Source organism: Psychrobacter sp. SC65A.3 (genome assembly GCF_025642195.1).
Lineage (GTDB): Bacteria > Pseudomonadota > Gammaproteobacteria > Pseudomonadales > Moraxellaceae > Psychrobacter > Psychrobacter cryohalolentis.
Genome location: NZ_CP106752.1, coordinates 2,229,016 through 2,252,601, shown reverse-complemented (window position 1 = coordinate 2,252,601; position 23,586 = coordinate 2,229,016). Strand labels below are relative to the sequence as shown.

General features: G+C 38.4%; 21 protein-coding genes. 17 read left to right on the top strand and 4 right to left on the bottom strand.

What is annotated here, in order from left to right:
• The first annotated feature begins 23 nt into the window (after positions 1 to 23).
• Complete coding sequence (locus tag OEG80_RS09465) at positions 24 to 968, top strand: glycosyltransferase family 2 protein (protein ID WP_263240533.1); 945 nt, start codon at positions 24 to 26, stop codon at positions 966 to 968.
• Between the two features lie 1,212 nt (positions 969 to 2,180).
• Here OEG80_RS09465 and OEG80_RS09460 read toward each other — a convergent pair.
• Together OEG80_RS09460 and OEG80_RS09455 are read right to left on the bottom strand one after the other, a co-directional pair.
• Positions 2,181 to 2,345, bottom strand: coding sequence for a hypothetical protein (locus OEG80_RS09460; RefSeq protein WP_263240530.1), 165 nt, complete (start codon positions 2,343 to 2,345; stop codon positions 2,181 to 2,183).
• A gap of 33 nt (positions 2,346 to 2,378) precedes the next feature.
• Positions 2,379 to 2,561 (bottom strand): helix-turn-helix domain-containing protein, encoded by a 183-nt coding sequence (locus OEG80_RS09455; protein ID WP_263240528.1) that lies wholly within the window; start codon positions 2,559 to 2,561, stop codon positions 2,379 to 2,381.
• Positions 2,562 to 3,272: 711 nt separating this feature from the next.
• Between OEG80_RS09455 and OEG80_RS09450 the strand changes: the two genes are divergently transcribed.
• The 10 genes from OEG80_RS09450 to OEG80_RS09405 all read left to right on the top strand — a co-directional run bounded on the left by OEG80_RS09450 (position 3,273) and on the right by OEG80_RS09405 (position 14,163).
• Entirely contained in the window at positions 3,273 to 4,388 is a 1,116-nt protein-coding gene (locus tag OEG80_RS09450) for a glycosyltransferase family 4 protein (RefSeq protein WP_263240526.1), read from the top strand.
• Positions 4,385 to 5,749 (top strand): O-antigen polysaccharide polymerase Wzy family protein, encoded by a 1,365-nt coding sequence (wzy, locus tag OEG80_RS09445; protein ID WP_263240523.1) that lies wholly within the window; start codon positions 4,385 to 4,387, stop codon positions 5,747 to 5,749. Before OEG80_RS09450 ends, wzy begins: the two co-directional genes overlap by 4 nt.
• Positions 5,746 to 6,813 carry a glycosyltransferase gene (locus OEG80_RS09440; RefSeq protein WP_263240521.1) on the top strand — a complete coding sequence of 356 codons (1,068 nt, stop codon included), beginning with the start codon at positions 5,746 to 5,748 and terminating at the stop codon, positions 6,811 to 6,813. The genes wzy and OEG80_RS09440 overlap by 4 nt, the downstream gene beginning before the upstream one ends.
• A complete protein-coding gene (locus OEG80_RS09435) occupies positions 6,803 to 7,945 on the top strand; it encodes a glycosyltransferase family 4 protein (protein ID WP_263240519.1) in 1,143 nt (380 codons plus the stop codon). Before OEG80_RS09440 ends, OEG80_RS09435 begins: the two co-directional genes overlap by 11 nt.
• Positions 7,946 to 8,569, top strand: a complete 624-nt coding sequence (locus OEG80_RS09430) for a sugar transferase (RefSeq protein ID WP_263240517.1) — start codon at positions 7,946 to 7,948, stop codon at positions 8,567 to 8,569.
• A complete protein-coding gene (locus OEG80_RS09425) occupies positions 8,562 to 9,224 on the top strand; it encodes an acetyltransferase (RefSeq protein ID WP_263240515.1) in 663 nt (220 codons plus the stop codon). Before OEG80_RS09430 ends, OEG80_RS09425 begins: the two co-directional genes overlap by 8 nt.
• 97 nt (positions 9,225 to 9,321) lie before the next feature.
• The gene (locus OEG80_RS09420) at positions 9,322 to 10,518 is read left to right on the top strand and encodes a DegT/DnrJ/EryC1/StrS family aminotransferase (protein WP_263240513.1); all 1,197 of its coding nucleotides are present in this window, start codon (positions 9,322 to 9,324) and stop codon (positions 10,516 to 10,518) included.
• Between the two features lie 261 nt (positions 10,519 to 10,779).
• A complete protein-coding gene (locus OEG80_RS09415) occupies positions 10,780 to 12,222 on the top strand; it encodes a capsule assembly Wzi family protein (protein WP_263240511.1) in 1,443 nt (480 codons plus the stop codon).
• 394 nt (positions 12,223 to 12,616) lie between these two features.
• Entirely contained in the window at positions 12,617 to 13,513 is an 897-nt protein-coding gene (folD, locus tag OEG80_RS09410; protein ID WP_201532100.1) for a bifunctional methylenetetrahydrofolate dehydrogenase/methenyltetrahydrofolate cyclohydrolase FolD, read from the top strand.
• A gap of 152 nt (positions 13,514 to 13,665) precedes the next feature.
• Positions 13,666 to 14,163 carry a phosphate-starvation-inducible PsiE family protein gene (locus OEG80_RS09405; protein WP_133105250.1) on the top strand — a complete coding sequence of 166 codons (498 nt, stop codon included), beginning with the start codon at positions 13,666 to 13,668 and terminating at the stop codon, positions 14,161 to 14,163.
• A 118-nt stretch (positions 14,164 to 14,281) separates the two neighbouring features.
• Here the strand turns inward: OEG80_RS09405 and corA are convergent, their stop codons facing one another.
• Positions 14,282 to 15,496, bottom strand: coding sequence for a magnesium/cobalt transporter CorA (corA, locus tag OEG80_RS09400; protein ID WP_133105249.1), 1,215 nt, complete (start codon positions 15,494 to 15,496; stop codon positions 14,282 to 14,284).
• A gap of 61 nt (positions 15,497 to 15,557) precedes the next feature.
• Positions 15,558 to 15,947, bottom strand: coding sequence for a DUF2237 family protein (locus OEG80_RS09395; protein WP_133105248.1), 390 nt, complete (start codon positions 15,945 to 15,947; stop codon positions 15,558 to 15,560).
• 507 nt (positions 15,948 to 16,454) lie between these two features.
• On the opposite strand from OEG80_RS09395, the gene OEG80_RS09390 reads away from it, so the two are divergent.
• The 6 genes from OEG80_RS09390 (at position 16,455) to OEG80_RS09365 (ending at position 23,518) form a co-directional block, all read left to right on the top strand.
• Positions 16,455 to 17,759 (top strand): ATP phosphoribosyltransferase regulatory subunit, encoded by a 1,305-nt coding sequence (locus OEG80_RS09390; protein ID WP_041752991.1) that lies wholly within the window; start codon positions 16,455 to 16,457, stop codon positions 17,757 to 17,759.
• A gap of 184 nt (positions 17,760 to 17,943) precedes the next feature.
• The gene (locus OEG80_RS09385) at positions 17,944 to 19,233 is read left to right on the top strand and encodes an adenylosuccinate synthase (protein WP_133105247.1); all 1,290 of its coding nucleotides are present in this window, start codon (positions 17,944 to 17,946) and stop codon (positions 19,231 to 19,233) included.
• 299 nt (positions 19,234 to 19,532) lie between these two features.
• Positions 19,533 to 19,964: a nucleoside-diphosphate kinase gene (ndk, locus tag OEG80_RS09380; RefSeq protein ID WP_011512998.1), complete on the top strand. Its 432-nt coding sequence runs from the start codon at positions 19,533 to 19,535 to the stop codon at positions 19,962 to 19,964.
• A gap of 337 nt (positions 19,965 to 20,301) precedes the next feature.
• Positions 20,302 to 21,543: a 23S rRNA (adenine(2503)-C(2))-methyltransferase RlmN gene (gene rlmN, locus OEG80_RS09375; protein ID WP_227673033.1), complete on the top strand. Its 1,242-nt coding sequence runs from the start codon at positions 20,302 to 20,304 to the stop codon at positions 21,541 to 21,543.
• Between the two features lie 230 nt (positions 21,544 to 21,773).
• Positions 21,774 to 22,706, top strand: a complete 933-nt coding sequence (gene pilW, locus OEG80_RS09370; protein ID WP_263240500.1) for a type IV pilus biogenesis/stability protein PilW — start codon at positions 21,774 to 21,776, stop codon at positions 22,704 to 22,706.
• Positions 22,703 to 23,518: a helix-turn-helix domain-containing protein gene (locus OEG80_RS09365; RefSeq protein ID WP_263242496.1), complete on the top strand. Its 816-nt coding sequence runs from the start codon at positions 22,703 to 22,705 to the stop codon at positions 23,516 to 23,518. The genes pilW and OEG80_RS09365 overlap by 4 nt, the downstream gene beginning before the upstream one ends.
• The last annotated feature ends 68 nt before the right edge of the window (positions 23,519 to 23,586 follow it).

Genomic DNA, 23,586 nt, shown 5'->3' with positions numbered 1-23,586 from the left:
AATTTGAAATGGCAAAATAAATTATGAATATCTCAATTGCTGTTATTACGTATAATTCATCAGACACTATTATAGAAACTCTCAACAGTATCTTGAATCAGGATTATGGTGTTCAAAATATAGAACTAATTATTTCAGACGATGCTTCAAAAGATAACACTGTTAGAATCATTGAAGAGTGGCTAGATGTAAACGAAGAATCCTTTTTTAAAGTGGATTTTATTAAAAACTTAGTGAATATGGGTGTGACAGAAAATTGTAATACAGTATGGAAATCTTCTAACTCTGAATGGATAAAGACAATTGCTGGTGATGACATACTTGAAACTTACTGTATTAATGCCAATATTAAGTATATAAATACACATCCAGAATGCAAAGTTCTTTTTTCTAAAATGAGATGGTTTGGTAATATTGATAAAGTCACACCTAGTCCACATGATATTAATTTTTTCAAAAAGGATAGCGCAGAACAAAATAATTTGTTAAAAGTATTTAGCTTTAATATAGCGCCCACATCATTTATTAATAGAAATGCTTTAATCGATGTAGGATATGCTGACAAGCGTTATAAAACAATAGAAGACCTACCTCTTTGGCTAAAATTTACAGATAGTGGATACAAACTATATTTTTTAAATTCTATAACAGTTAATTACAGGACTTCCGAGTCAATATCTATGTCAGAATATAGATATGCTAATATCGATTTAATAAACAACTTGATTGCCATAAATAAAAATCACGTTATATCATTTATTAATCATCCAATTATTCAGTTATTAAGAATAGAGCAGCTTTTATCTCTTTATTTAACTGTTCTTATAAGTTTTATCTTCAAGAACAAAAAGACTAAAACAGCAATTTTATTGGGTAGAGTAATGTGGATATTTAGACCTATCCACTTTATAAGAAAAGTGGCAGTAGAAATTTACAATAGTATTTATTTATATTGGAAAAAATCATAATTAATTTATATAAATCTTTATAATCAGTTTAAATAGCTTTTTTTAAAAGATTAAAATAAAAATAATCTTTGAGTCTTTAAGTGAAAGTAGAAATTTTTTCTTAATATATTGCAGTATTCAATTTAAAATTCATTATAGTTAAGATCTTTTAATCTTAAAGATGCTATATTTGTTATTTAAATCTTCTCGATAATAGTCAGACATATACTAATTTTTGATATCAAAGCAAGATCTAGAATAATCTCGCTTTAATTTTTCAGGATATTTTTTGCTTTTTTTCATATTAGCTATCTGAAATTATTTTCACAAATGGTTAATAATAACTAAATTTAGTTTAAAAAATATAATTAAAAGTTTATATGAGAATGTAATAATATTATTTATATTTTGCTTATAATTAAAACGTTACTTTGTATATAGAAAATTATTGTCATTAAAAAAATTCTGCTTATTTAATTTATATTTCTTAAAAAATATTATATAGCTTTAAAAGAAGGTTTTATTATTAGAGAGTCTGTCAAGATATATAACTTAATCTGGCATTATATATAATTTAATTTATGTTCTGCTGCCTAAAAAGATTCTAACATAGGATATACTAAAAAAATTATTTAGGTAGTCAGGGTTGATTAAAAAATTTCAAAAAGTATCTAAATGATTATATCTATGATGTTAAGAGCTTTTGAACTATAGTAAGCTGGATTTCAAGTATAAAAGTATCTTTTCCTCACTTATAAAAAATATCTAAAATTAAGTATGATTAAAAAATTTAAATATTATCAAATGATTTATGTGGATGAGAGTGATTGTGAGGAGGAAAATATTAAGGCTATGTCCATAAAGCTATTGGTAGACCTTGCGTTTATTGGAAGTATATCTATTATAACTCTTACAAAAGCTATAGACTGACCTCGAAATTAACTAACTCTACAAAAAGCTTTATTCTCAAATTGTAACGCTGACGACGATTGCAGTAACGTTTAGCAACGATTTTGAACAGCTTAATCAGGCCTATTCTTTGCTCAACCAGAATACGACACTTAGCTAAATACTGTCTCACTTGTTTACATCATTCTAATAAATCACACCTTTTAGTTTTTTAAAAGTATAATCATGAAGCTTTGCGATACCTCGATAGCCACTGTTTACAGGTAGCCAATCAGGACGGGGTTTTTTATAAAGCTTAAAGTCATGCACAGACCCTTTGATAGTTTATACGTTGAGTATCAGACCCGTCTGCCAGTGCACTATAACTTGCGCTTTTAAGGTGTGTTGTTTTCTTTTGACGCTGTAGTAGTCGCTTTGGCTTTTTTTCGGACGCTCAATTAGGGTTTTAGTGGCATCGATAATGACCGCTGACCAGTGAATATCATCCACATCGTCTCGAGGTATTTTTTTAGGTGAGTAAAATTAACCGGATTTAATAAGAATATCTTCTACTTTACGAACGATACGACTGGCAGAGGATTCATAAATACCAAAGTCGATAGCAATATAATAAAGAGTTCGATATTCATGCCAATAGATCAGTGTTAGCGGTATCTGCGCTTCTAAGCTTGCTTGGAAGATCTGATTTGGTCTTGGCTGCTTCATATTTTTGCATAGATTTTAACATGGTATTAAAGATGGTTTTGTGAATACCAGAGTAGCGTTTAAAGCCTGCGTAGTTTTGCGTAAGTAGTTTTTTTATATTGGGCATGACAATCATCTGATTGAAAGTGATGCGGTTATTCTAAATCATGAAGCTGATTTTGCAAGAAGTCTATTGAAAAATAACAATGTTATTGTTGGTTCGTAATAAAAGATACTTAGTAGGTATTAATATCTTTTTTATTTATAATAAACTGAAATTTTAATCAACAAGATAGACCAAAATTTTATATAAGTAAGTTTCTTGTGTTAAGGTTAGATAGACAATATAGACAATTCAATTTAAAAAGAATACAGTACTGCTGGAATAAATTTTGCGAAGCCTCTGGAGTGCAAAGCGCACAGCAAGCAAGAGAAATTTACACCAGAATAATGCTATTCTGAACGTAACTCTTTTATATTAAACTCACTATAATATGACTAAGCTATTTTAGAAAATAAACTGGTATAATTTTAATTTTTAATTAACCATGTATTTAAGAACGTTATTCATTGGTTTAGCATAATGAACGTTCAAAGTTATAATAAACTCATTTATCCTAGAACAATTAGATAAATCTTATAAGATAAATAATAGTATGTTATTTAAAAATATATCTACTATTATTAATGACTTAAAGTTAGTATCTAATTTTTATTATTTTTTAAGTTATTATGTATACCATTATCTTTTATAATATCTCAAGTGGAATAAGAATGAAAAGTATATGTTTTTTAATAGGTGATTTTAATAACTCCGGAGGTACCGAAAGAGTAACAGCACTTATTTCTAATGAATTAGTTAGATATGGCTATGAGGTCAATATATTGAGTATCTTCAATGGGTATGATCCTTTTTTTGAAATAAGTGATGCTGTTAAAATACATTCTTTATATTCAAAAGAAGTTTCTTTCAAAATTAATTTTTTGAAAACTATTATAAAGACAAGAGCTTTTTTAAAGGCCGAGAAAATAGATACACTTATAGTGGTAGATAGCATATCTTGTATTTTTACAATACCTGCTGTATTTAATTTAAATACTAAGCATATTTGTTGGGAGCACTTTAATTTCAATGATAATAATGGTGTAAAAATACGTGATATATCAAGATTATTGTCAGCACGTTACTGTGATTATGTAGTTACTCTTACTACAAAAGATACAGAACTATGGAGAAAAGGGTTAAAAAAGATTAATGCAAAAATTAAGTCTATTCCAAATCCTTCATCTTATGAAAATATAAAACATGAACCAAGTTTGGATTTTAAAGTAGCTTTAGCTGTTGGACGCCTGACATATGTAAAAGGTTTTGATATGTTAATTAATGCGTGGGCAATATTTTGTCAAGATAATTCAGAATGGAAACTACGTATAGTTGGCAGTGGTGAAGAGGAAAGAAGTTTGAAACTGCAAGCTAGTATATTAGGTATTTCTAAACGTATAGATTTTATACCTGTTACGAAAAATATTCAAAAATACTATGAAACGAGTTCTTATTATTGTTTGAGTTCTCGTTTCGAGGGGTTTGGGTTAGTGATGGTCGAAGCGCAATCTTTCGGTTTACCAGTTGTTGCGTTTAACTGTGATGTAGGACCTTCAGATATTATTGAGAATGGTATAAACGGTTATTTAGTTGAAAAAAATGATGTTAGTGCTCTAGCATGCCATTTTATTTATTTTAGTAAAATAGAAAAATCAAATTATGACATTCTATCTATAAATTCTAAAGCTAAAAACGAAAAATATTCTATTGGAAATATTATACAAGAATGGGTGGATATAATATGAGTAAGCTTCTACTTATTCTAAGTATGATTATACTCTTGTTTTTTTCTATCTTGAGCTTATATATTTATAATAGTTATTGGATAGCAGTAATACTGCTATTAGTAAACTTCACAGTAACTTTCTTTATTGTAAATAAAAACAATAAATTTAATAATATAATTAATTTGCAGTCTTACTTTTTATTAGGTTTTTTTGTTTTCTTTTTAGGTCGTTTTCTCTCTCTTTTCATTGACAAGAGTCTTTATAGTAGTATTTTTTGTATTAATTTTATTTTTAGCTACTGTGAAGATATGCCAAATATTATATATTTAATATTTATATTAAATTTGATATTAATTTTCTATTCATTAGCGTTTGTAAATAAACGTCAGAAAATTTTTTCTTTAGTTCCTGAGAAGATAATACCTAAAAAGAGAATTTTAGTTATATATTTTCTTACTATAATTAGCATAATGCTAGTGCTTTATAACACTGTTAGCGCGATTACAACAGCTATATCGCAAGGGTATCTAGCCTTATATGCTAATCAAGCGGAATCTTATCAAACGCCTTATGCTCTATTGATAAGTACGTTTTCTGTTGCATGTGTTGCAACTATATATAGTGTTAGAAACGAAATAAAACCGATCTTATTTAAATTAATTTTTTTGGCTTTCTCATTTACAATGGTAATTAATATTTTAACAGGATCTAGAGCAGCTTTCATCTCAGTTTTATTATTGTTATTGTGGCATTTCTACGGGAGTAAGAGTATAGCTGCAATTAAGTATTTAATATTATTAGCTTTTTCTTTTTTAGTTATCTATACAGTTGATATTGTAGCTTCGATAAGCGGAGCACGTCCCGTTCAAGTAAATACAGGAATTATCCAAAGTATATCTGATAATCTATATAGTCAAAGCACTACTCTCATGGTATTTAATAGTAGTATTCATGTCGAAGGATATCCTACATTAGGTTATGTTAAAACCTTACTGCCAGGTATACAAATCTTATTTCCATTGTTCGGATTTACAGAACGTCGCGAATTTGATTGGACTTCTTATATGACATACCATGAAAATAAAGTAGCGTATAATGAAGGTCTAGGCTTAGGTTGGTCCATTTTCAGTGATTTCTATGTTATGAGCTTTAGTTTTTTACCGATTTTTTGTTTGTTTGTATATTTTTTCGGGAAGTTTACTATATATGTCAGTGATGCTGATAATAAATTTAAAACCGGACTTCTGTTTATTTGTATAACATCATTCTTTGGTTTGTCAAGATCTTCTATTTCACCTTTGATTTTCGTTATTATTGTCTATGCTATTCTCTCATTATATTTAGGCTCATTACGAATTAAAAAACGGACGGTATTATGAAAATACTTTATGTAATAACAGGTTTAGGTCTAGGTGGTGCAGAAAAGATTGTGGCTGACCTTGCTGACCAAATGGTCAAATTGGGGCATAATGTAAAAATTGCTTATTTAACAGGTGAAGTATTAGTCAAGCCAATTTCTCTAAATGTAGAAATTGTTGCCTTACATTTGAATTCAGCAAAAGACTTTCTATCAGCATCGAGGAAGTATCAAAAATTGGTTAAGCATTTTTGTCCTGATGTAGTCCATGCGCATATGGTTCATGCTAATATATTTGCTCGTCTAAATCGTACACTTTGTCCAGTTCCGAAACTTATTTGTACTGCTCACAATTCCAATGAGGGCGGTAAAGTGCGTATGATTACTTACCGATTAACAAACTATTTATCAGATATTAATACCAATGTCAGTCAAGAAGCAACTGAAGCACTTATCACTAAAGGTGCTTTCTCTAAAAATGATATAATAACTGTATATAATGGTATTAATCTTAGGAAGTTTGAAAAAACTTACGATAGTATTAGTTTGAATAAGGATGTATTAAATTTTATTACTGTAGGTCGATTCAATGATCAGAAGGATTATCCTAATTTGATTAATGCTTTTGCGATATTGAAAAATCGGCATAAGAGCAATATTAAACTAACTATAGTAGGTGACGGTAAGCTTAGACCTAATATTGAAACTTTGATCAAAGAATTAGCCTTAGACAAAGATATAACATTATTGGGTAGGCGTTCTGATATTACAGAATTATTAAATGCAGCTGATATTTTTGTCCTAGCATCTAAACATGAAGGTCTACCTACAGTCGTTATTGAAGCAATGGCTTGCGAATGTTATGTAGTTGCAACAGATTGTGGAGGAAGTGCTGAGATATTAGGTGATACTGGTAAGTTAGTTCCCATACAAGACAGTCAAGAATTAGCTAAGGCGTTAGAAAATGCTATAAATTTAGACGTTGAAAAGAGGTTGCAGAACAATAAAAAAGCAAGACAAAGAGTCGAGCAACTCTTTTCTTTAGAAAGCTCTGTGAAGAAATGGATGGCTTTATATGAAGCATAATAAAAAAGTTATTATAATAGGAACAGTGGCTAGCAGTGTTTTGAGTTTCCGTGCTGATTTAATAAAAGCTTTATTAGAGCAGAAAAATAAGGTTTATACCTTTGTATCTGAATATAGCCAAGATGAGCTAAATGATATAAAAGCATTGGGTGCGATACCTATAACTTACGAATCAAATCGTGGAGGAATGAACCCTTTAGCTGATGCTAAAGCAACCTACGCCTTATTTAAAAAAATCAAAGAAATAGCTCCAGACTTAGTTTTTTCCTACTTTTCTAAGCCAGTTATCTTTGGTACTTTAGCAGCAACACTTGCTAAAGTGCCACGAGTGATTGGTATGCTAGAAGGTCTAGGTTATGCATTTACAGAACAACCAGAAGGACTGAGTAAAAAAGCACAGTTAATCAAAAGCATTCAAGTTCTTCTTTATAAAATAGCTTTACCAAAACTTGATAACATCGTATTTCTAAATCCAGATGATCCAAAGGATTTATTAGAGGCTTATCATATAAAAGTGAAGCAAGTAGACATATTGGGTGGAATAGGTTTGGATTTAGATAAGTACAGCCATCACCCTATAGAAAATATTGAATCATCTATTAACTTTTTATTTATTGGGCGAATGTTGAAAGAGAAAGGAATACATGATTTTATAGCAGCAGCAAAAATCGTTAAGCAAATTTATCCAGAAGTACAGTTTACGGTATTAGGAGCCATCGACTCTGCCAATCCTGGTGCTCTACAACAGTTAGAACTCGATAGACTAATATCTTTAAATATTATCAATTACCCTGGTCAGGTCGATAACGTTCAAAAATGGATTGCAGACAGCCATGTGTTTGTACTTCCTTCATACCGGGAAGGCGTACCGCGCAGTACTCAAGAAGCGATGGCTATTGGACGTGCTGTAATCACTACCGATGTACCGGGTTGTCGCGAAACAGTGATTGATGGCGTTAATGGCTTCTTAGTAGAGAAATGGAATCCGCAAGCGCTAGCAGAAAAGATGATTTATTTTATAGAGCACCCTGAACAGATTAAGAAAATGGGATATGAAAGTTATAAAATAGCGCAGGAAAAATTCGATGTCGATAAAGTAAATAAACGATTAATAGATATGTTGGGTTTATAAATGATAAAACGCCTTTTTGATATCACTGTGGCTACTACTGCTTTAGTAGCCTTATCTCCGGTATATGCCATTACTGCTTATAAAGTCAAAAAGAACTTAGGCTCGCCAGTGCTATTTCGTCAAACACGTCCGGGTTTGGACGATAAGCCGTTCGAGATGATTAAATTTCGTACGATGAAAGATGGTATAGATAGTGATGGCAATCCTTTGCCTGATAGTGAGCGCTTGACTGATTTTGGTAAAGCACTACGCAATAGTAGTTTGGATGAGCTGCCTGAGCTGTGGAATGTTGTCAAAGGTGATATGAGCTTAGTCGGACCACGCCCATTGTTGATGGAATACCTGCCACTATATAGTAAAGAACAAGCGCGTCGTCATGATGTACGCCCTGGTATTACGGGTTATGCGCAAGTGAATGGTCGTAATGCCATCGGTTGGGATAAGAAATTTGCGCTAGATACTTGGTATGTAGATAACCAATCATTATGGTTAGATATTAAGATATTGCTTAAGACGGTAAAAAAAGTGGTTATTAAAGACGGTATTAGCGCTGACGGTGAAGTAACGATGAGTAAGTTTATGGGTAATCAAAACCAGTCCGCTTTAGAAGGTACCTATGAGTAAAGTATTTGCCGTCTATGGTGCCTCAGGCTGTGGTCGTAGCCTAATGCCGGTAGCCGTCGATCAGTTGCGGAGATTAGATGGTGAAGTGAATAGCCAAATCGTATTTATTGATGATGCCTTGGATGATGATACTACTGTCAACGGCTATACTGCGATGAATTATGCAAAATTTAAGAGTATAGATAGTGATGATAAATTTGTCCTGATTGCCATTGCTAATAGCAGTATTCGTCAAAAAATTGCAGATAAATTGGTTAAAGAGGGTATTTCACTGTGGACAGTGCAGGGAGTAGCGACCACCTTAATTATGGATGAAGTCAGTATCGCTGCCGGTGCTGCGCTCAGTCCATTCGTCACTATTGGTGCTAATGTCACAATCGGGAAGTGCTTCCATGCCAATCTATATAGCTATGTGGAACACGATTGCGTGATTGGCGACTATGTCACCTTTGCCCCACGTGTCAGTTGCAATGGCAATATTCATATTCATGACCATGCCTATATCGGCACAGGGGCAGTTATCAAGCAAGGTACACCTGATAAGCCATTAATTATTGGTAAAGGTGCCATTGTTGGGATGGGTGCGGTTGTTACCAAAGATGTCCCAGCTGGGGCAGTCGTGATTGGTAATCCTGCAAGACCCCTCAATAAATAAAGAGTATAAATAAAAAATTAGAATCAAATATTGCGTTATAAGTTATTAATTTTTAATAATGAATCATCAATTATAAATAAGCACCATCGAGGCAACTATGTTAAACACCCCATTTTCACCTTGGCCAAGCTTTACTCAAATCGAGGCTGATGCTGTTAGTCAAGTATTATTATCCAACAAGGTAAATTACTGGACAGGGCAAGAGTGTCGTCAGTTTGAGACGGAGTTCGCTAAATGGGCTGATAGCAAGTATGCCATTGCGATGGGTAATGGTACGTTGGCATTAGACGTTGCCTTACAAGCGTTAGATATCGGCGCAGGCGATGAAGTAATCGTCACGCCGCGTACCTTTATTGCGAGTATCTCATCAGTGGTTAATGCGGGAGCAACCCCTGTTTTTGCTGATGTCGATGAGGCAACTGGTAATATCACGCCTGAGTCAATCGCGGCGGTATTGACGGCTAAGACCAAAGCTATCGTCTGCGTGCATTTGGCAGGCTGGCCTTGTGATATGGATGGCATCATGGCGTTGGCGGATAAGCATAATCTATACGTAATTGAGGACTGTGCGCAGGCTCACGGTGCACGTTATAAAGGTCGTAGCGTTGGTAGTATCGGCCATATCGGTGCGTGGAGCTTTTGCCAAGATAAAGTGATGACCACAGGCGGTGAAGGCGGTATGGTCACCACCAATGATGAGCAATTATGGCGCAAGATGTGGGCTTATAAAGACCATGGTAAAAGCTATGCAGCGGTCTATGAGACCCAGCATCCACCAGGTTATCGCTGGCTGCATGAAAGCTTTGGTACCAATTGGCGCATGACTGAAATGCAAGCGGTGCTTGGTCGTATTCAATTAACGAGAATGCCTGATTGGACAGCCAAACGTACGGTTAATGCTCAAGCTATCTTAGATGCCTGTGCTCAATGGGAAGCAAAAGGCTACCTTTCTCTACCAAGATTAGAAGAGTCGCCGCAGTTTGCAGATTCGACCCACGCCTATTATAAGCTATACGTCTATGTGCAGTCAGACAACCTACCGAAAGAGTGGTCGCGAGATCGTATCATTCAAGAGATCAATGAATTAGGGGTGCCTTGTTTTTCAGGATCGGCTTCTGAAGTGTATCTTGAGAAAGCATTTGATAATACAGGGTTACGTCCTGAAAGCAGATTGCCAATGGCAAAACAATTGGGTGAAACCAGCTTGATGTTCTTAGTGCATCCTACGCTAACGGAAGAAGAGATTAAGCAAACAGTAAAGGCGATTGATAACGTATTTGCTAACATATACTAAGCCCAGTATAAAAACGATACAGCGGGACTGGAATGAATTTTTTGCAGCCTCTGTCTGCGCAGGCACAGCACGCCAGAAAAATTTATACCAGTCCTGCATCAAAACATGATGTATTTACTTTATTTAGAATCAACTGTGCATGACCAATAATATATTAGTGGTTGAATTCAGTGACGTTAATGCAGATTACTGTTTGACCCCTAGCATTTATAAACCATTAGCTTTTATAATAAACCCTTTATAACCGAAGAGTATGTGACCATGGACAAGAAGCTAAGCATTTTATTGGGTTTGAGTGTCTTATCCTCAGTGTCGATGTTGGCATCGGCACAAAATCTGTATATGAATGATCTTAAACTCAAGGCAGACCTTGACTGGCTCAATACTCAAGGGGTCGCGCAGATTAGCACCAGTACTTGGCCGCTGACCGCTAATGAGATCAAACGCGCTTTAAATAGCGCTAATGCCCAGACGCCAGCGCAGCAGCAGATCCTGCAGTCGGTACAAACGCGATTGAATCAAAACCGCGACTCAGTAGTAAAAGGCTCGGCAGCACTGCATATACAAACCGATAGAGATCAGCTACCACAAAAATTTGCTGATGATCAACTTGCTGGTCAACAAGCAAGCGTTGGCGTGTCGCTTAGCGAAGCGGAGTGGGAATTTAATCTACAAGCCAATTTAAAAAATGACAAAATTATCGATGACAGCTCAGATGTTAGCTTTGAGGGCTCGTACCTTGCTGGTACTGCTGCCAATCAGTGGTTGATCGCGGGTAAAATTCCAACGTGGTGGGGACCTGGGCATGATGGTAGCCTTATTCGAGGCGATGCAAGCTTACCAGTGACAGGTTTCACCATGCAGCGAGATCAGCAAACTGCGCCGACATCCCCATATTTATCGTGGGTCGGACCTTGGCAGTATCAGCTATTTGCCGGTCAGCTAGAGGATTATGAAGCGATTCCTGATGCTAAGCTATTTGGCGCAAGGCTGACGGCTAGTCCTTGGGAATGGTTAGAAGTTGGTGCTTCACGTACCTTTATGTGGGGCGGTGAAGGTCGTCCACAGAGCTTTAGCTCCTTTACTGATGCTCTCTTAGGAACTAGAGATAATGGAGATACAGGTAAAGAAGACCCTGCTAATCAGTTAGGCGGTTTTGATGCGCGCTTAAATTTAGCGCCATTGGTGAATGTGCCTGCTGGCGTTTATGCTCAATATATCGGTGAAGATGAAGCAGGCGGCTTGCCAGCGAAAAACATGTATTTAGCCGGTGTTGATTATGCGTCTGCTGCTTACGGCAAACCTTATCAGCTTTATGCTGAGTATACAGATACCCGTACTAGCGGTGAAGTTAGAGGGGTTTCTTATGATCATGGTACTTATAAAGATGGCTATTATCAGCAAGGCTTCCCATTAGGCTATGCGTTAGGCGGCGATGCGGAAAGTATCGCGCTTGGTGGTCGCTTATGGCTCGATAACCGTAATTTTATTAATGCAAAAGTACAGCATGCTAAGGTAAATCAAGCCGATGAAGCCATTAATCAAGCATTCCCAACGACTGATAAGTTGACTGGTATTGATGTGGCTTGGGAGCATCAATACAATCCCAAAGCACTTATCTCTAGCCGAATTTGGGCCGTAGATTCAGATATCCAGTCCACTGATGTTGGCGTAGGTATAGGTATTGAGCTGCAGACTTATTAAATGCTTGCTTAATCAATGCACGACAGTGCTTGAAAACAAAAAGTCGGTCTATTAATATTTAATAGATCGACTTTTTTATGGTCACGTTATTGTTTTTTAATTATGGCTTTTTAATATAGTGAGTTCAATATAAAGGAGTTATGCTTAGAATAGCATTACACTGGGATAAATTTCTCTCGCTTGCTGTGCGCTTCGCACTCCAGAGGCTTCGTAAAATTTATCCCAGCAGTACGGTGTTCTTTTTAAATTGAATCGAATATAGGGTGCTAGGATTTTTTGGCTCAGGCAGGTACAATATGAGTATCAATCATACCTTGATCAAGGATAAGACAGGCATGCAAGCAATTGCGGCGCTGTCTTTACTTTTTTTATCGCACCCTCTATTGGAGTTACTATGTCAATTGCGTCTATTACGTCAACTGCCCAAGGATCTGCTACCGTTTTGGACGGTAAAGCACTTGCTAAACAAATAGAACAGCAACTGAGTACGCGTGTAGACGCTATTAAAGCTAAGACAGGACGTACACCAAGCTTAGCGACGATATTGGTCGGCGATGATCCGGCTTCTGCGACCTATGTACGTATGAAAGGCAATGCTTGTAAACGTGTCGGTATGGATTCTATTAGGGTTGAGATGCCAAGTGCGACAACGACTGCAGAGCTGATAGCAAAAATAGACGAGCTGAATAGCAGTCCAGATGTTCATGGTATTTTGCTGCAGCACCCAGTACCGGCTCATATTGATGAGCGTGCTTGCTTTGAGCAGATTGACTTGGCAAAAGACGTCGATGGTGTGACCTGTCTTGGCTTTGGTCGTATGGCAATGCAGCAGTCCGCTTATGGCTCATGTACCCCGCAAGGTATCATGCATTTACTAGAGCAGCATAATATTGAGCTGGCTGGTTTGGAGGCCGTGGTAGTAGGTCGTAGTGCCATTTTAGGTAAACCAATGGCGATGATGCTATTAAATGCCAACTGTACAGTAACAATCTGCCATTCAAGAACGCAAGATTTAGAGTCTCATATTAAGCGTGCTGATATCGTAGTTGGTGCAGTCGGCGTACCTGAATTGATTAAAGCAGAGTGGATTAAAGCGGGTGCTGTGGTCATTGATGCAGGCTTTCATCCAACGGATAATGGCGGCGTCGGCGATATCGAATTGCAAGGTGTAGAAAATATCGCTAGTGCTTATACGCCTGTACCAGGTGGCGTTGGGCCTATGACGATTAATACCCTTATTCGCCAGACCGTTGATGCTGCTGAAAAAGCTGCCGGTTTAGACAATAGTTAATCAGTTAATCAGTTAATGAGTTAATGAGTTAATGAGTTAATGAGTTAAGCATAAGAGCACCGATTGCCGATAGATAAGGAGCCTGAGACTTCACAGTAGACAGCACAAAGACTCAGGCTAAATCAACCCCTTTACCGTTGATAGGATCTAACATGGCTAAAAATAACGTGGATATTCATGAGCGATTACAAGGTATTGGTAGAGAGTTCGTCGATGTCTCTCATTACATAATCTTATTTTTAATCAGTGTAGTGGTGGTTTGGACAGCGGGCAAAGAATTCTTTGTCATCTTTCAAAAAGGTTCAGCGGATTTGAAAGACATCTTATTACTCTTTATTTATCTAGAGCTGTTAGCGATGATAGGGATCTATTTTAAGACTCATCGTTTGCCAGTGCAGTTCTTGATATTTATTGCGATTACGGCGTTATCGCGACATTTAGTCGTCGATGTACAGGCGGTATCAGATAACTTTCACTTATGGCTGTTAGCAACGATTTCCTTTGCCATTATGGTGCTGAGTGCGTCAATTGTTATATTAACTTGGACGGCTAAGATGTTTGGGCGACCAGAAGATTATTTGAAAGACCATCAAGTGACCAGTACTGAGCATCATTTGCCTTGTGTTGATAATAAGCAGTCTCTTAAATAATTTTTATCGATAAAGGGATGATAGGTGTCGATGAGTTACTAACGATAGTTAATATCTGTTAATAAAAAAAGGGCTTCCATATATATATGGCAGCCCTTTTTTCATCTAAAACACTATCTTATAACCAGCCTAAGCGCTTAAAGTTAAGGTATAAAAAGCTACATAGTGAAATGATAACCGCCATGATGATAAAGTAAGAATATTGCCAGTGTAGCTCAGGCATAAAGTCGAAGTTCATCCCATAGATACCCGCAATCGCCGTCGGTACTGCCAAAATACCTGCCCAAGCAGCAAGCTTGCGAACCACCTCATTCTGTCCCATATTTACCATAGCAAGATAGGTATTCATCACCACACTGAGCATCTCATTTAAACCATTGATGGCATCTAAAGAATGCAGTAAATGGTCATTCACATCTCGAAAGTAGGGTTTTGCAGCATGCGAAAATGGTGAGACCAGATCGCTTTTTTGATGGTTTATAAAAAAGCTACAGATATCCTGCACTGGTAAAATTACTGCACGCATATGCACCAATTGTGATTTTAATTCATATAGATTTCTAAGCGTTTCTTTATTAAATTCATAAGTAAAAATATTACGCTCTTGCTCACGTAAATAGCTGCCTAAGCGGTCGGTCACTGGCATATAGTTATCGACGATAAAATCAATAACAGCGTGCAAGACAAATATAGGTCCCATACGAAGTTTTTCAGGGCGGCGATTACAGTGCTCACGTACCGGCGCATAGGAGTTAGAAGGACCATTACGAATCGTAATCAGATAGTTTTTACCCATAAATATCGCGGTAGTCCCATAGCGGATGACATTACCTTCAAGCTTAGCAGTACGCAATACCACAAATATCGTATCATTATCATAGCTTTCAACTTTGGCGCGCTGATGATCGGCAAAGGCATCTTCGATTGAAAGCTCATGCAGATCAAAGGCTTCTTTTACCTCGGATATTGTCTGTAAGCTAGGCTCATAAAGACCTAACCAGATAAACTGACCGCTATTGCTCAAGGCGCGACTGACATCCCTGAGCGCTATTTTATTAAGCTGCTCACCGGTTTTACGGGAATAAGCATAACAATTGACCACTTCATTAGCACTGAGTGGCTCAATATCCTCATAGCGTTCAGAGTCTGGATCATAGACGGTCATGGTCTCAATAGTGTCCTCGACCGTTGCATCAGAATCGCCATAGATATAGCTGTCATAATTGTCTAAATAGGAGTGCTCGTCTATGATAGTGGCGTCAATAAGACTGACATTAGACTCAGGTGTGATACGCGTTGCCGTTTTGACAATCAGGTCATCATCTTGATTCATACCTACTCCTTCTGTCTAAGTATAAAAATAAATATAAAATAACTTCTGCAACTGATGCGGATTACAAGGCAAAGCGTTTTAGCGTCTCAATATCGACCAAATTTAATAAGCTCTCATGACATGCTTCAAGCTTGATTTGTGGTGCCATGCCTAAATCGAGTGCTTCAACCCAACGTAGCGCACAAATACACCAGTAGTCACCTGGTTGTAGACCGGCGAAACCATACTCGGGCAATGGCGTAATCAAATCGTTACCGCGACTGGCTGAAAAGTTTAAAAACTCGCTGGTCATTTTGGCGCAAACGGTATGTTGACCAACATCATGGTTGCCCGTATGACAAAAGCCATTACGATAATAACCGGTAAGCGGATCAAAACAACAGCTGGCTAGGGCAGTGCCAAGCACATTGGCTTGGTTGGTAGCAGGATTTGGATGATAATCAGATGACATAAGGCTTCCAAAATAAAAATATAGGCTAGTGTAACATGAGTGCACATCTAAGACGTTATTCAACGATAGATGCAACAGATAGTTAAAGGAAATATTGCGCCGTTAACACTATATTGTCTCTATAGAAATACGGTATTTATGATGATAAATCTGTCATAAAAAAGACAGTTTTTAAGGTTAATAGAATAAATTAGATGGCGATTGCCGTTAATTGTCACTAGGCGAAGCTTAGCTGCTATGCTAAACTAAAGCATAAAGTGCCTTGATTATTTATCATAGTTTTCTATCACATAAATTTTAGCGCATAAAGATACTCGTCTTATCATCCCAACTAATACTATTACTCACCCTTTTGCGGTTACCTAGTTTGCTTATCAATAATTGGGTCAGTGATGTTGCGCGTGAAAAATAAAAAACGCCTGATATCTATGCAATTGGAAATATAACCTTTAAGTACCGCATCTTTACCGCGCTTTTGGTAAGCGATACGCCAAACAAGGATTTATTGTGTCTGCCAGTCCTGATTCTGCAAAACCTGCCCTGCAAAATACCCTCAAGCAAGCGGCTACTCAGCCCGCTGATAATACTGCCGCACCCAACCGTTTACCTTATTTAAGCAATCTTGCCAGCGATGTTGCTAATAGCTGGTTGCTGCCTGATGGGGTGGTTGATGTGTTGTTTGAAGACGCCCATAAACAAGAAGTGCTTAGACATCAATTGATCCAGCAACTTATCAGCCATGGCTATCAGTTGGTCAATCCGCCAATGATTGAGTTTACCGAATCACTACTGAGCGGTGCCTCAGAAGATCTAAAGCGTCAAACCTTTAAGATTATCGATCAGCTAACTGGTCGCTTAATGGGTATACGCGCGGATATCACGCCGCAGATTCTACGTATTGATGCACATCATGGCGGTGATGGAATCGCGCGTTATTGCTATGCAGGCGATGTCATTCATACCTTGCCATCGGGGCTTTTTGGTTCACGTACACCGTTGCAATTAGGCGCTGAGATATTTGGTTGTGAGTACATTGCAGCAGATATTGAGCTGATTGATGTCTTATTTAGCATGCTCAATAGCCTAGAGATGAGCGCAGCATTACACGTTGATTTGGGTCATGTAGCGATATTTAAGCGCTTGGCAGAATTGGCAGTATTATCAGAAAGTGATACTGAGCAATTGATGCAGCTTTATGCCAATAAGAACTTGCCAGAGCTTAAGCAGGTTTGCCAAGCGCTACCGCTGGGTAGCGATTTTTATACCTTGGCGCGCTTTGGTCATGACATTGCAAATCTGCTTGGAAGATTGTCAGAGAATGCGCAACAAGACGCTCAAATTGTCACAGCTATTGATGAGCTGCAACGTCTAAAAGCGCACTTGCAAGTACAGTGGCAGTGTGCGGTCAGTATCGATGTGACCGAGCTATCAGGCTATCATTATCATACGGGCATTGTGTTCAATGGTTATATCAATAGTGAAACTCAGCCACTGGTACGTGGCGGGCGCTTTGATGGTATGAAAAGTAATCAATTAGCCACGAATCAGCCACGTCAAGCGACCGGCTTTAGTATGGATGTCAGCCGTTTGCTCGCGCATACTCAGCTTGATGCACCTGTTATTGTGCTGGTCGATTATGACGCTTTCAAGGATTTGGGTAGTGAGCAGCTGCAGCTATTATTACAGCAAGTGGCAAGCTTACGTCAGCAGGGCTATCGCGTGACCATGCCATTAACGGCAAAAGATATTCCAGTGGGTATGACTCATCGTTTAAGCCTTGTCGATAACCAATGGCAGCTACACGCGGTTTAACTTTGAAAATATTTAACATTTATGAATGCTATAAAAAAAGCGTTTGCTATAAAAAGATATTTAGTGATTAAGTCGTTAAAAATATACTTTGTTTAAAGTATCGTTTTTAGCATTACTTTCGTTTTGATAGGTAGTTTTAAACACTTATTGCACACACCTCAATATATTAAGGTAAGGATTTATCATGGGTAAGAATGTCGTAGTTTTAGGTAGCCAATGGGGCGATGAAGGTAAAGGTAAAATCGTCGATTTACTAACCGAAAAAGCCTCAGCAGTTGCACGCTTCCAAGGCGGACATAACGCTGGACATACGTTAGTTGTAGATGGTAAAACCACCGTCTTACACCTAATCCCATCTGGTATTTTGCGTGAAGACGTTACCTGCTTTATCGGTAATGGCGTGGTATTAGCACCTGATGCACTACTTAAAGAGATGAAAGGTTTAGAAGAGAATGGCGTACCAGTACGTGAGCGTCTGCGTATTTCTCCTAACTGCCCATTAATCATGCCATATCATGTTGCCCTTGATCAAGCGCGTGAAGCCAAGCGCGGTAGTGGTAAAATCGGTACGACTGGTCGTGGTATTGGACCAGCTTATGAAGATAAAGTTGCGCGCCGTGCCATCAAGCTTGCTGATTTGTTCCGTGATGACTTAGAAGAAAAACTACGTAACTTAATCGAATATCATAACTTCCAACTGACTCAGTATTATAAAGTTGAAGCGATTGATTTTGATGAGACGCTTAAGCTTTGTAAAGAGTGGAAAGAAGAAATCAGAGGCATGGTAACTGATGTCACTGAAGATTTGAACCAATTGCGTCTTGCTGGCAAGAACCTAATGTTTGAAGGCGCGCAAGGTACATTACTTGATATCGATCACGGTACTTATCCGTTTGTAACCAGCTCAAGCGTGACTGCTGGTGGTGTATCTACAGGTACGGGTATCGGTCCATTATATTTAGATTATGTCCTTGGTATCACGAAAGCCTATACCACCCGTGTTGGTAGCGGTCCATTCCCAACTGAATTGTTTGATGATGTTGGTGCACATTTAGCCAAAGTCGGTCATGAGTTTGGCGCCACGACTGGTCGCGCGCGTCGCTGTGGTTGGTTCGATGCTGAAGCATTACGCCGTGCAGTGGTACTTAACTCTATGTCAGGTATCTGCCTAACCAAGCTTGACGTGTTAGATGGTCTAGAAGAATTGCTAATCGGTGTGGGTTATAACTTACCTGAGACTGAGTGTGCAGGCGCGCATGATGCAGAGTTCTACGAAGCGGTAACGCCAAAGTATGAAACGCTACAAGGCTGGAGCGAATCAACGGTTGGTATCACTAACTACGATGAGCTGCCTGAAAATGCCAAAATATATATCAAACGTATTGAAGCATTGATTGGTTGCCCAGTTGATATCATCTCAACCGGTCCTGATCGTGAAGAGACGATTGTATTACGTGACCCGTATGATGCTTAATTGGTTATAACGCTATTATATGTTTAATTCACAAAACCCTAATGCTAAACATTGGGGTTTTGTTTTTGATAAATCAAAGATTGATGAGCAGTAAAAGCTTATCCAATTTACTTTTGTGCAAGTTACAACCGTAAATTAATCCTATCATTTACAGTCTTAATCATTATAATAGGCAGCAATCATTCGCTGAGCATCGTATTGCGTATCCGCATTGGACATTCATAAATGAATTCGCTCAGCGCAATGATCACAGACAATGTAAATTATTTAACTTCTCACTTATTTATTAGGAGCTTTTCATGGCTAACGAACGTACTCTATCTATCATCAAACCTGACGCAGTCGCTGGCAACAACATCGGCGCTATCTACGATCGTTTTGAAAAATCAGGTCTAAAAATTGTTGCTGCTAAAATGATGCAACTTGATGATAAAAAAGCGGGCGGTTTTTACGCTGAGCACGCTGAGCGTCCATTCTACAACGACCTAGTATCATTTATGACGTCAGGTCCAGTACTGGTATCAGTATTAGAAGGCGAAAATGCGATCGCTACGCATCGTGATATCATGGGCGCGACTAACCCAAAAGACGCAGCTGAAGGCACTATCCGTGCTGATTTCGCTAGCAGTATCGATGAAAATGCGGTTCATGGTTCAGATTCAGCTGAATCAGCAGCACGTGAAATCAGCTACTTTTTCAATGAAGAAGAAGTGTGTGCACGTACGCGTTAATAGCAGTTTTTATTGATAGCCGCTTTTATGCATAATAGCTGTTATGCATAATAACAGTGCTAATTAATAATTAGTGTAGCGAAACGGCTTATATCTTTTGGTATAAGCCGTTTTAGCTATTATAATAGTCTGACTATATATTGAAATTTTAACTTTTCTCCCTCATTATTAGTTTTATATAGCGTTATCAATCCTTTATCAGCATATTGCTTTCAGTTTTTGGTAAAAAATGCGCTCATAACGGATTGCTCATGCACTCATATATTGAGTACGTCTAGCAACACCCATCTCAACAATTGCATCGCTCATACCAGTAGATGCAAAAAGGTTATTTATTATGTCAACTGCTCAAAGCCCTATTCAAACTGACGTCCAACATGTACCTGCTAAAACTACTAAGAGTATAAAACTGGTAGATGAAGCGCAGGCGAAAACCAATCTACTAGGTATGACACAAGCGCAACTGGCGGATTACTTTAAGAGTATTGGCGAAAAGCCGTTTCGCTCGACGCAAGTCATCAAGTGGATATATCAGCAGGGTGTCACTGATTTTGAGCAAATGACCAATCTGAGTAAATCTTTGCGTGATAAATTATCAGCCAATGCCTGTGTCATTCCGCCAAAAGTGATTCATCGTCAATATAGTGATGACGGCACGCGTAAATGGGTATTTGAAGTCACTGGCGGTTCATTGGTTGAGACCGTATTGATTCCCGCAGATGATAGCAAATTAAACGGTCGTAAAACCTTGTGTGTCTCTTCGCAAGTGGGCTGTGCACTTGACTGTAGTTTTTGTAGTACGGGTAAGCAGGGCTTTGAGCGCGATTTGACGGCGGCTGAGATTCTTGGACAATTATGGGTGGCAAATGCCTCTTATATGACTGATGAAAATGATAGTTTAGAAAATGTTGACCATAGCTTGTGGGAAAACAACGTCACCAACGTCGTCATGATGGGTATGGGTGAGCCGTTACTAAACTACCGTCCTGTTGTCAGCTCGATGGAATTGATGCTCAGTGACCATGCTTATGGTTTATCAAAGCGCCGTGTTACTTTGTCGACTTCAGGTGTGGTGCCAAAAATGTACGAGTTGGCACAGGAGCTTGACGTGGCTTTAGCGATTTCATTACATGCGCCAAATGACGAGCTGCGTAATGAATTAGTGCCGATTAATAAAAAATATCCATTAGAGCAGCTCATGGCAGCGGCGAGAAATTACGTTTTTGATGTGAACCCACGCCACAAGAAACACGTGACTATTGAATATGTGATGCTAGATGGTGTCAATGATAGTAATGAGCATGCTGAGCAATTGGTCACATTGTTGGGTGATTTACCCAGTAAGATTAACCTGATACCGTTTAACCCGTTCCCACATGCAAATTATGATAAGTCGAGTAATAATCGTATTCATGCTTTTAGTAATATATTAAGTGAAGCAGGTTTTGTTTGTACGATTCGTCAAACGCGTGGCGATGATATTGACGCCGCTTGTGGGCAATTGGTTGGGCAAGTCGCTGATAGAACGCGTCGTTCAGCCGCATGGCAGCAAAGCATCAAGGATCGCGAGAATATCTGATGACATAGTGAGACTGACTGCGCAATTTTTTTCTGGAATATAGATGTTGAGCTGTCTTTTTTGCATCACAACGGTAATAAAATGTAGTCGCCAATGCTGACGCTAAGGGAACAAGACAATTAATGACAACTAAATTGTACTTATGGAGGCTAAATCTATTAAACTGATTCCTCTATGATCGAACGCATTAATTCAGCGCATTGAATCACAGTTTTATGATGGCGGCTATAATGACTTCTAAAAATTCTTGTCAGTTCAAGTATCAAACATCTATTTCTCATGCAGCGAGACAGTTGGGCGCTACAGTTTTTGTTAGAAAAAGCGCTCATCGTGTATTGCTTGCTGGCACGCTAAGCGCTTTATTGGTTTCTGGTTGTCAAAGCACGCCAACCAACGATCTAATAACGGGCACGCCTTATCAAACCTCAACGCAACCCAATGACAACCGTAAATTGGATCAGCAAGAAATTGCTCGCGTTCGAACGAAACTTGCTGCACAATATATCCGCAAAAACGAGCTTGATGCTGCCCAAAGACAGCTCGAAAAAGCCTTTGCTGCCGATAGCCGTCATGCGCCCGCCTATGATATGATGGGCGTTTTGTTGCAGCAAGAAGGCAGCCGTCTTAATCTTGAAAAAGCGGATCAATACTTTAAAAAAGCCATTGCGCTCGATAAAGATTTTGACCAAGCTCACAATAATTATGGCGTGTATTTATCGCAGATGAAGCGTTATAAAGAGGCAGCTGAGCAGTTTGAAATCGCTGGTGCTGCCCTTGGTTACGAAGGTCGTATTGGCGCATTAGAGAACTTAGGTCGTACCTACCTTCAGCTCAATGATCATCCTGCAGCGGCAAAGGCTTTTTTACGTGCTCTAGATGGCAACCGAAATAGTGTTATTGCGCATATTGAACTGGTTGATTTATTACTTGAGCAGCAGCGTATTGAGCAGGCACAAAGGCTCTATGATGAGACCTTGATATTGGTACAAGGGCAGGGCGCTAGTCCGCGCTTGCTCCTACAAGGCATCAAATTGGCGGCAGCGCAAAAAAACATCAAGACACGCCAACAATTGGCACAGCAACTTTTATCTGCTTATCCATTAAGTGATGAAGCAAAACAACTAAAGACTTGGCTTAACAATCCAGAGGCACCATGGAAATGACCACCCCATCATCAAACACAAACTTTAACGCTCAGGGATCATTTGGTGCCATGTTGCAGCAAGCTCGCAAAGCTAAGCAAGTAAGCTTGGACGACGCGGCAAATGAATTGTTTATTTTAAAACGTCACCTGCAAGCGTTAGAAAATGAAGATTTCGCAGATTTACCGCAAGTGGCGTTCGCGCGCGGTTTTGCGATCAACTATGCCAAATATTTGGGTCTCGACCCAGTCAGAATAGCCAGTAGCTTTGATGCCGCTTACCCAAATGAGCTAAAATCGCGTTCGGCTAATAATACTCAGTCGCCACTGCAGCCTATGGGTACGCTACAGCGCGATACACACAATCGTATTCGCTTTAATCCGCTACTAATTATCGCAGTGATCGGTGTCATTATTTTAGCGATTTTCCTATTCCGTATGGTTAGTAATGCCAGCAAGGAAAATACCGAGCAGCCTATATCTAACTCTGAAGATATCTCAGCAGTAGAACAAGCACAAGGCGCAGCTATTAATACCGATGTTACAGGTGTTAGCGCTTCAGGTTCAGCACTAAACTTAGGCGGTGGCGACGTTGCTCCTGCCACTTTGGATGTTAAGCTGACGGATGCTGCTGTCGTCACTATTACGGATGCTACTGGTAGCAGCTTGATCGCGGGCTCTCAGAATGCAGGTGATTATCAGTTATCAGGTATGCCACCTTTTAACGTACAGATTGATAATATTAATAACGTGCGCTTGATGCTTAATCAGCAATCTGTCGCTTTAAACAGCTATGCAAATGGTAGCCAAGCCAGTTTTGAATTGGCACCTTAATTTATTGATTGGTTCAGTTTTTAAAGTAAATAGTATTACCTTGGTTTTATTGTTATTCTCGTTTTTAC

Coding starts and splice junctions, on each gene's coding strand:
- OEG80_RS09465 (WP_263240533.1), top strand. CDS start 24: ATGAATATCTCAATTGCTGTTATTACGTATAATTCATCAGACACTATT.
- OEG80_RS09455 (WP_263240528.1), bottom strand. CDS start 2,561: ATGAAGCAGCCAAGACCAAATCAGATCTTCCAAGCAAGCTTAGAAGCG.
- OEG80_RS09450 (WP_263240526.1), top strand. CDS start 3,273: ATGTATACCATTATCTTTTATAATATCTCAAGTGGAATAAGAATGAAA.
- wzy (WP_263240523.1), top strand. CDS start 4,385: ATGAGTAAGCTTCTACTTATTCTAAGTATGATTATACTCTTGTTTTTT.
- OEG80_RS09440 (WP_263240521.1), top strand. CDS start 5,746: ATGAAAATACTTTATGTAATAACAGGTTTAGGTCTAGGTGGTGCAGAA.
- OEG80_RS09435 (WP_263240519.1), top strand. CDS start 6,803: ATGAAGCATAATAAAAAAGTTATTATAATAGGAACAGTGGCTAGCAGT.
- OEG80_RS09430 (WP_263240517.1), top strand. CDS start 7,946: ATGATAAAACGCCTTTTTGATATCACTGTGGCTACTACTGCTTTAGTA.
- OEG80_RS09425 (WP_263240515.1), top strand. CDS start 8,562: ATGAGTAAAGTATTTGCCGTCTATGGTGCCTCAGGCTGTGGTCGTAGC.
- OEG80_RS09420 (WP_263240513.1), top strand. CDS start 9,322: ATGTTAAACACCCCATTTTCACCTTGGCCAAGCTTTACTCAAATCGAG.
- OEG80_RS09415 (WP_263240511.1), top strand. CDS start 10,780: ATGGACAAGAAGCTAAGCATTTTATTGGGTTTGAGTGTCTTATCCTCA.
- folD (WP_201532100.1), top strand. CDS start 12,617: ATGTCAATTGCGTCTATTACGTCAACTGCCCAAGGATCTGCTACCGTT.
- OEG80_RS09405 (WP_133105250.1), top strand. CDS start 13,666: ATGGCTAAAAATAACGTGGATATTCATGAGCGATTACAAGGTATTGGT.
- corA (WP_133105249.1), bottom strand. CDS start 15,496: ATGAATCAAGATGATGACCTGATTGTCAAAACGGCAACGCGTATCACA.
- OEG80_RS09395 (WP_133105248.1), bottom strand. CDS start 15,947: ATGTCATCTGATTATCATCCAAATCCTGCTACCAACCAAGCCAATGTG.
- OEG80_RS09385 (WP_133105247.1), top strand. CDS start 17,944: ATGGGTAAGAATGTCGTAGTTTTAGGTAGCCAATGGGGCGATGAAGGT.
- ndk (WP_011512998.1), top strand. CDS start 19,533: ATGGCTAACGAACGTACTCTATCTATCATCAAACCTGACGCAGTCGCT.
- rlmN (WP_227673033.1), top strand. CDS start 20,302: ATGTCAACTGCTCAAAGCCCTATTCAAACTGACGTCCAACATGTACCT.
- pilW (WP_263240500.1), top strand. CDS start 21,774: ATGACTTCTAAAAATTCTTGTCAGTTCAAGTATCAAACATCTATTTCT.
- OEG80_RS09365 (WP_263242496.1), top strand. CDS start 22,703: ATGACCACCCCATCATCAAACACAAACTTTAACGCTCAGGGATCATTT.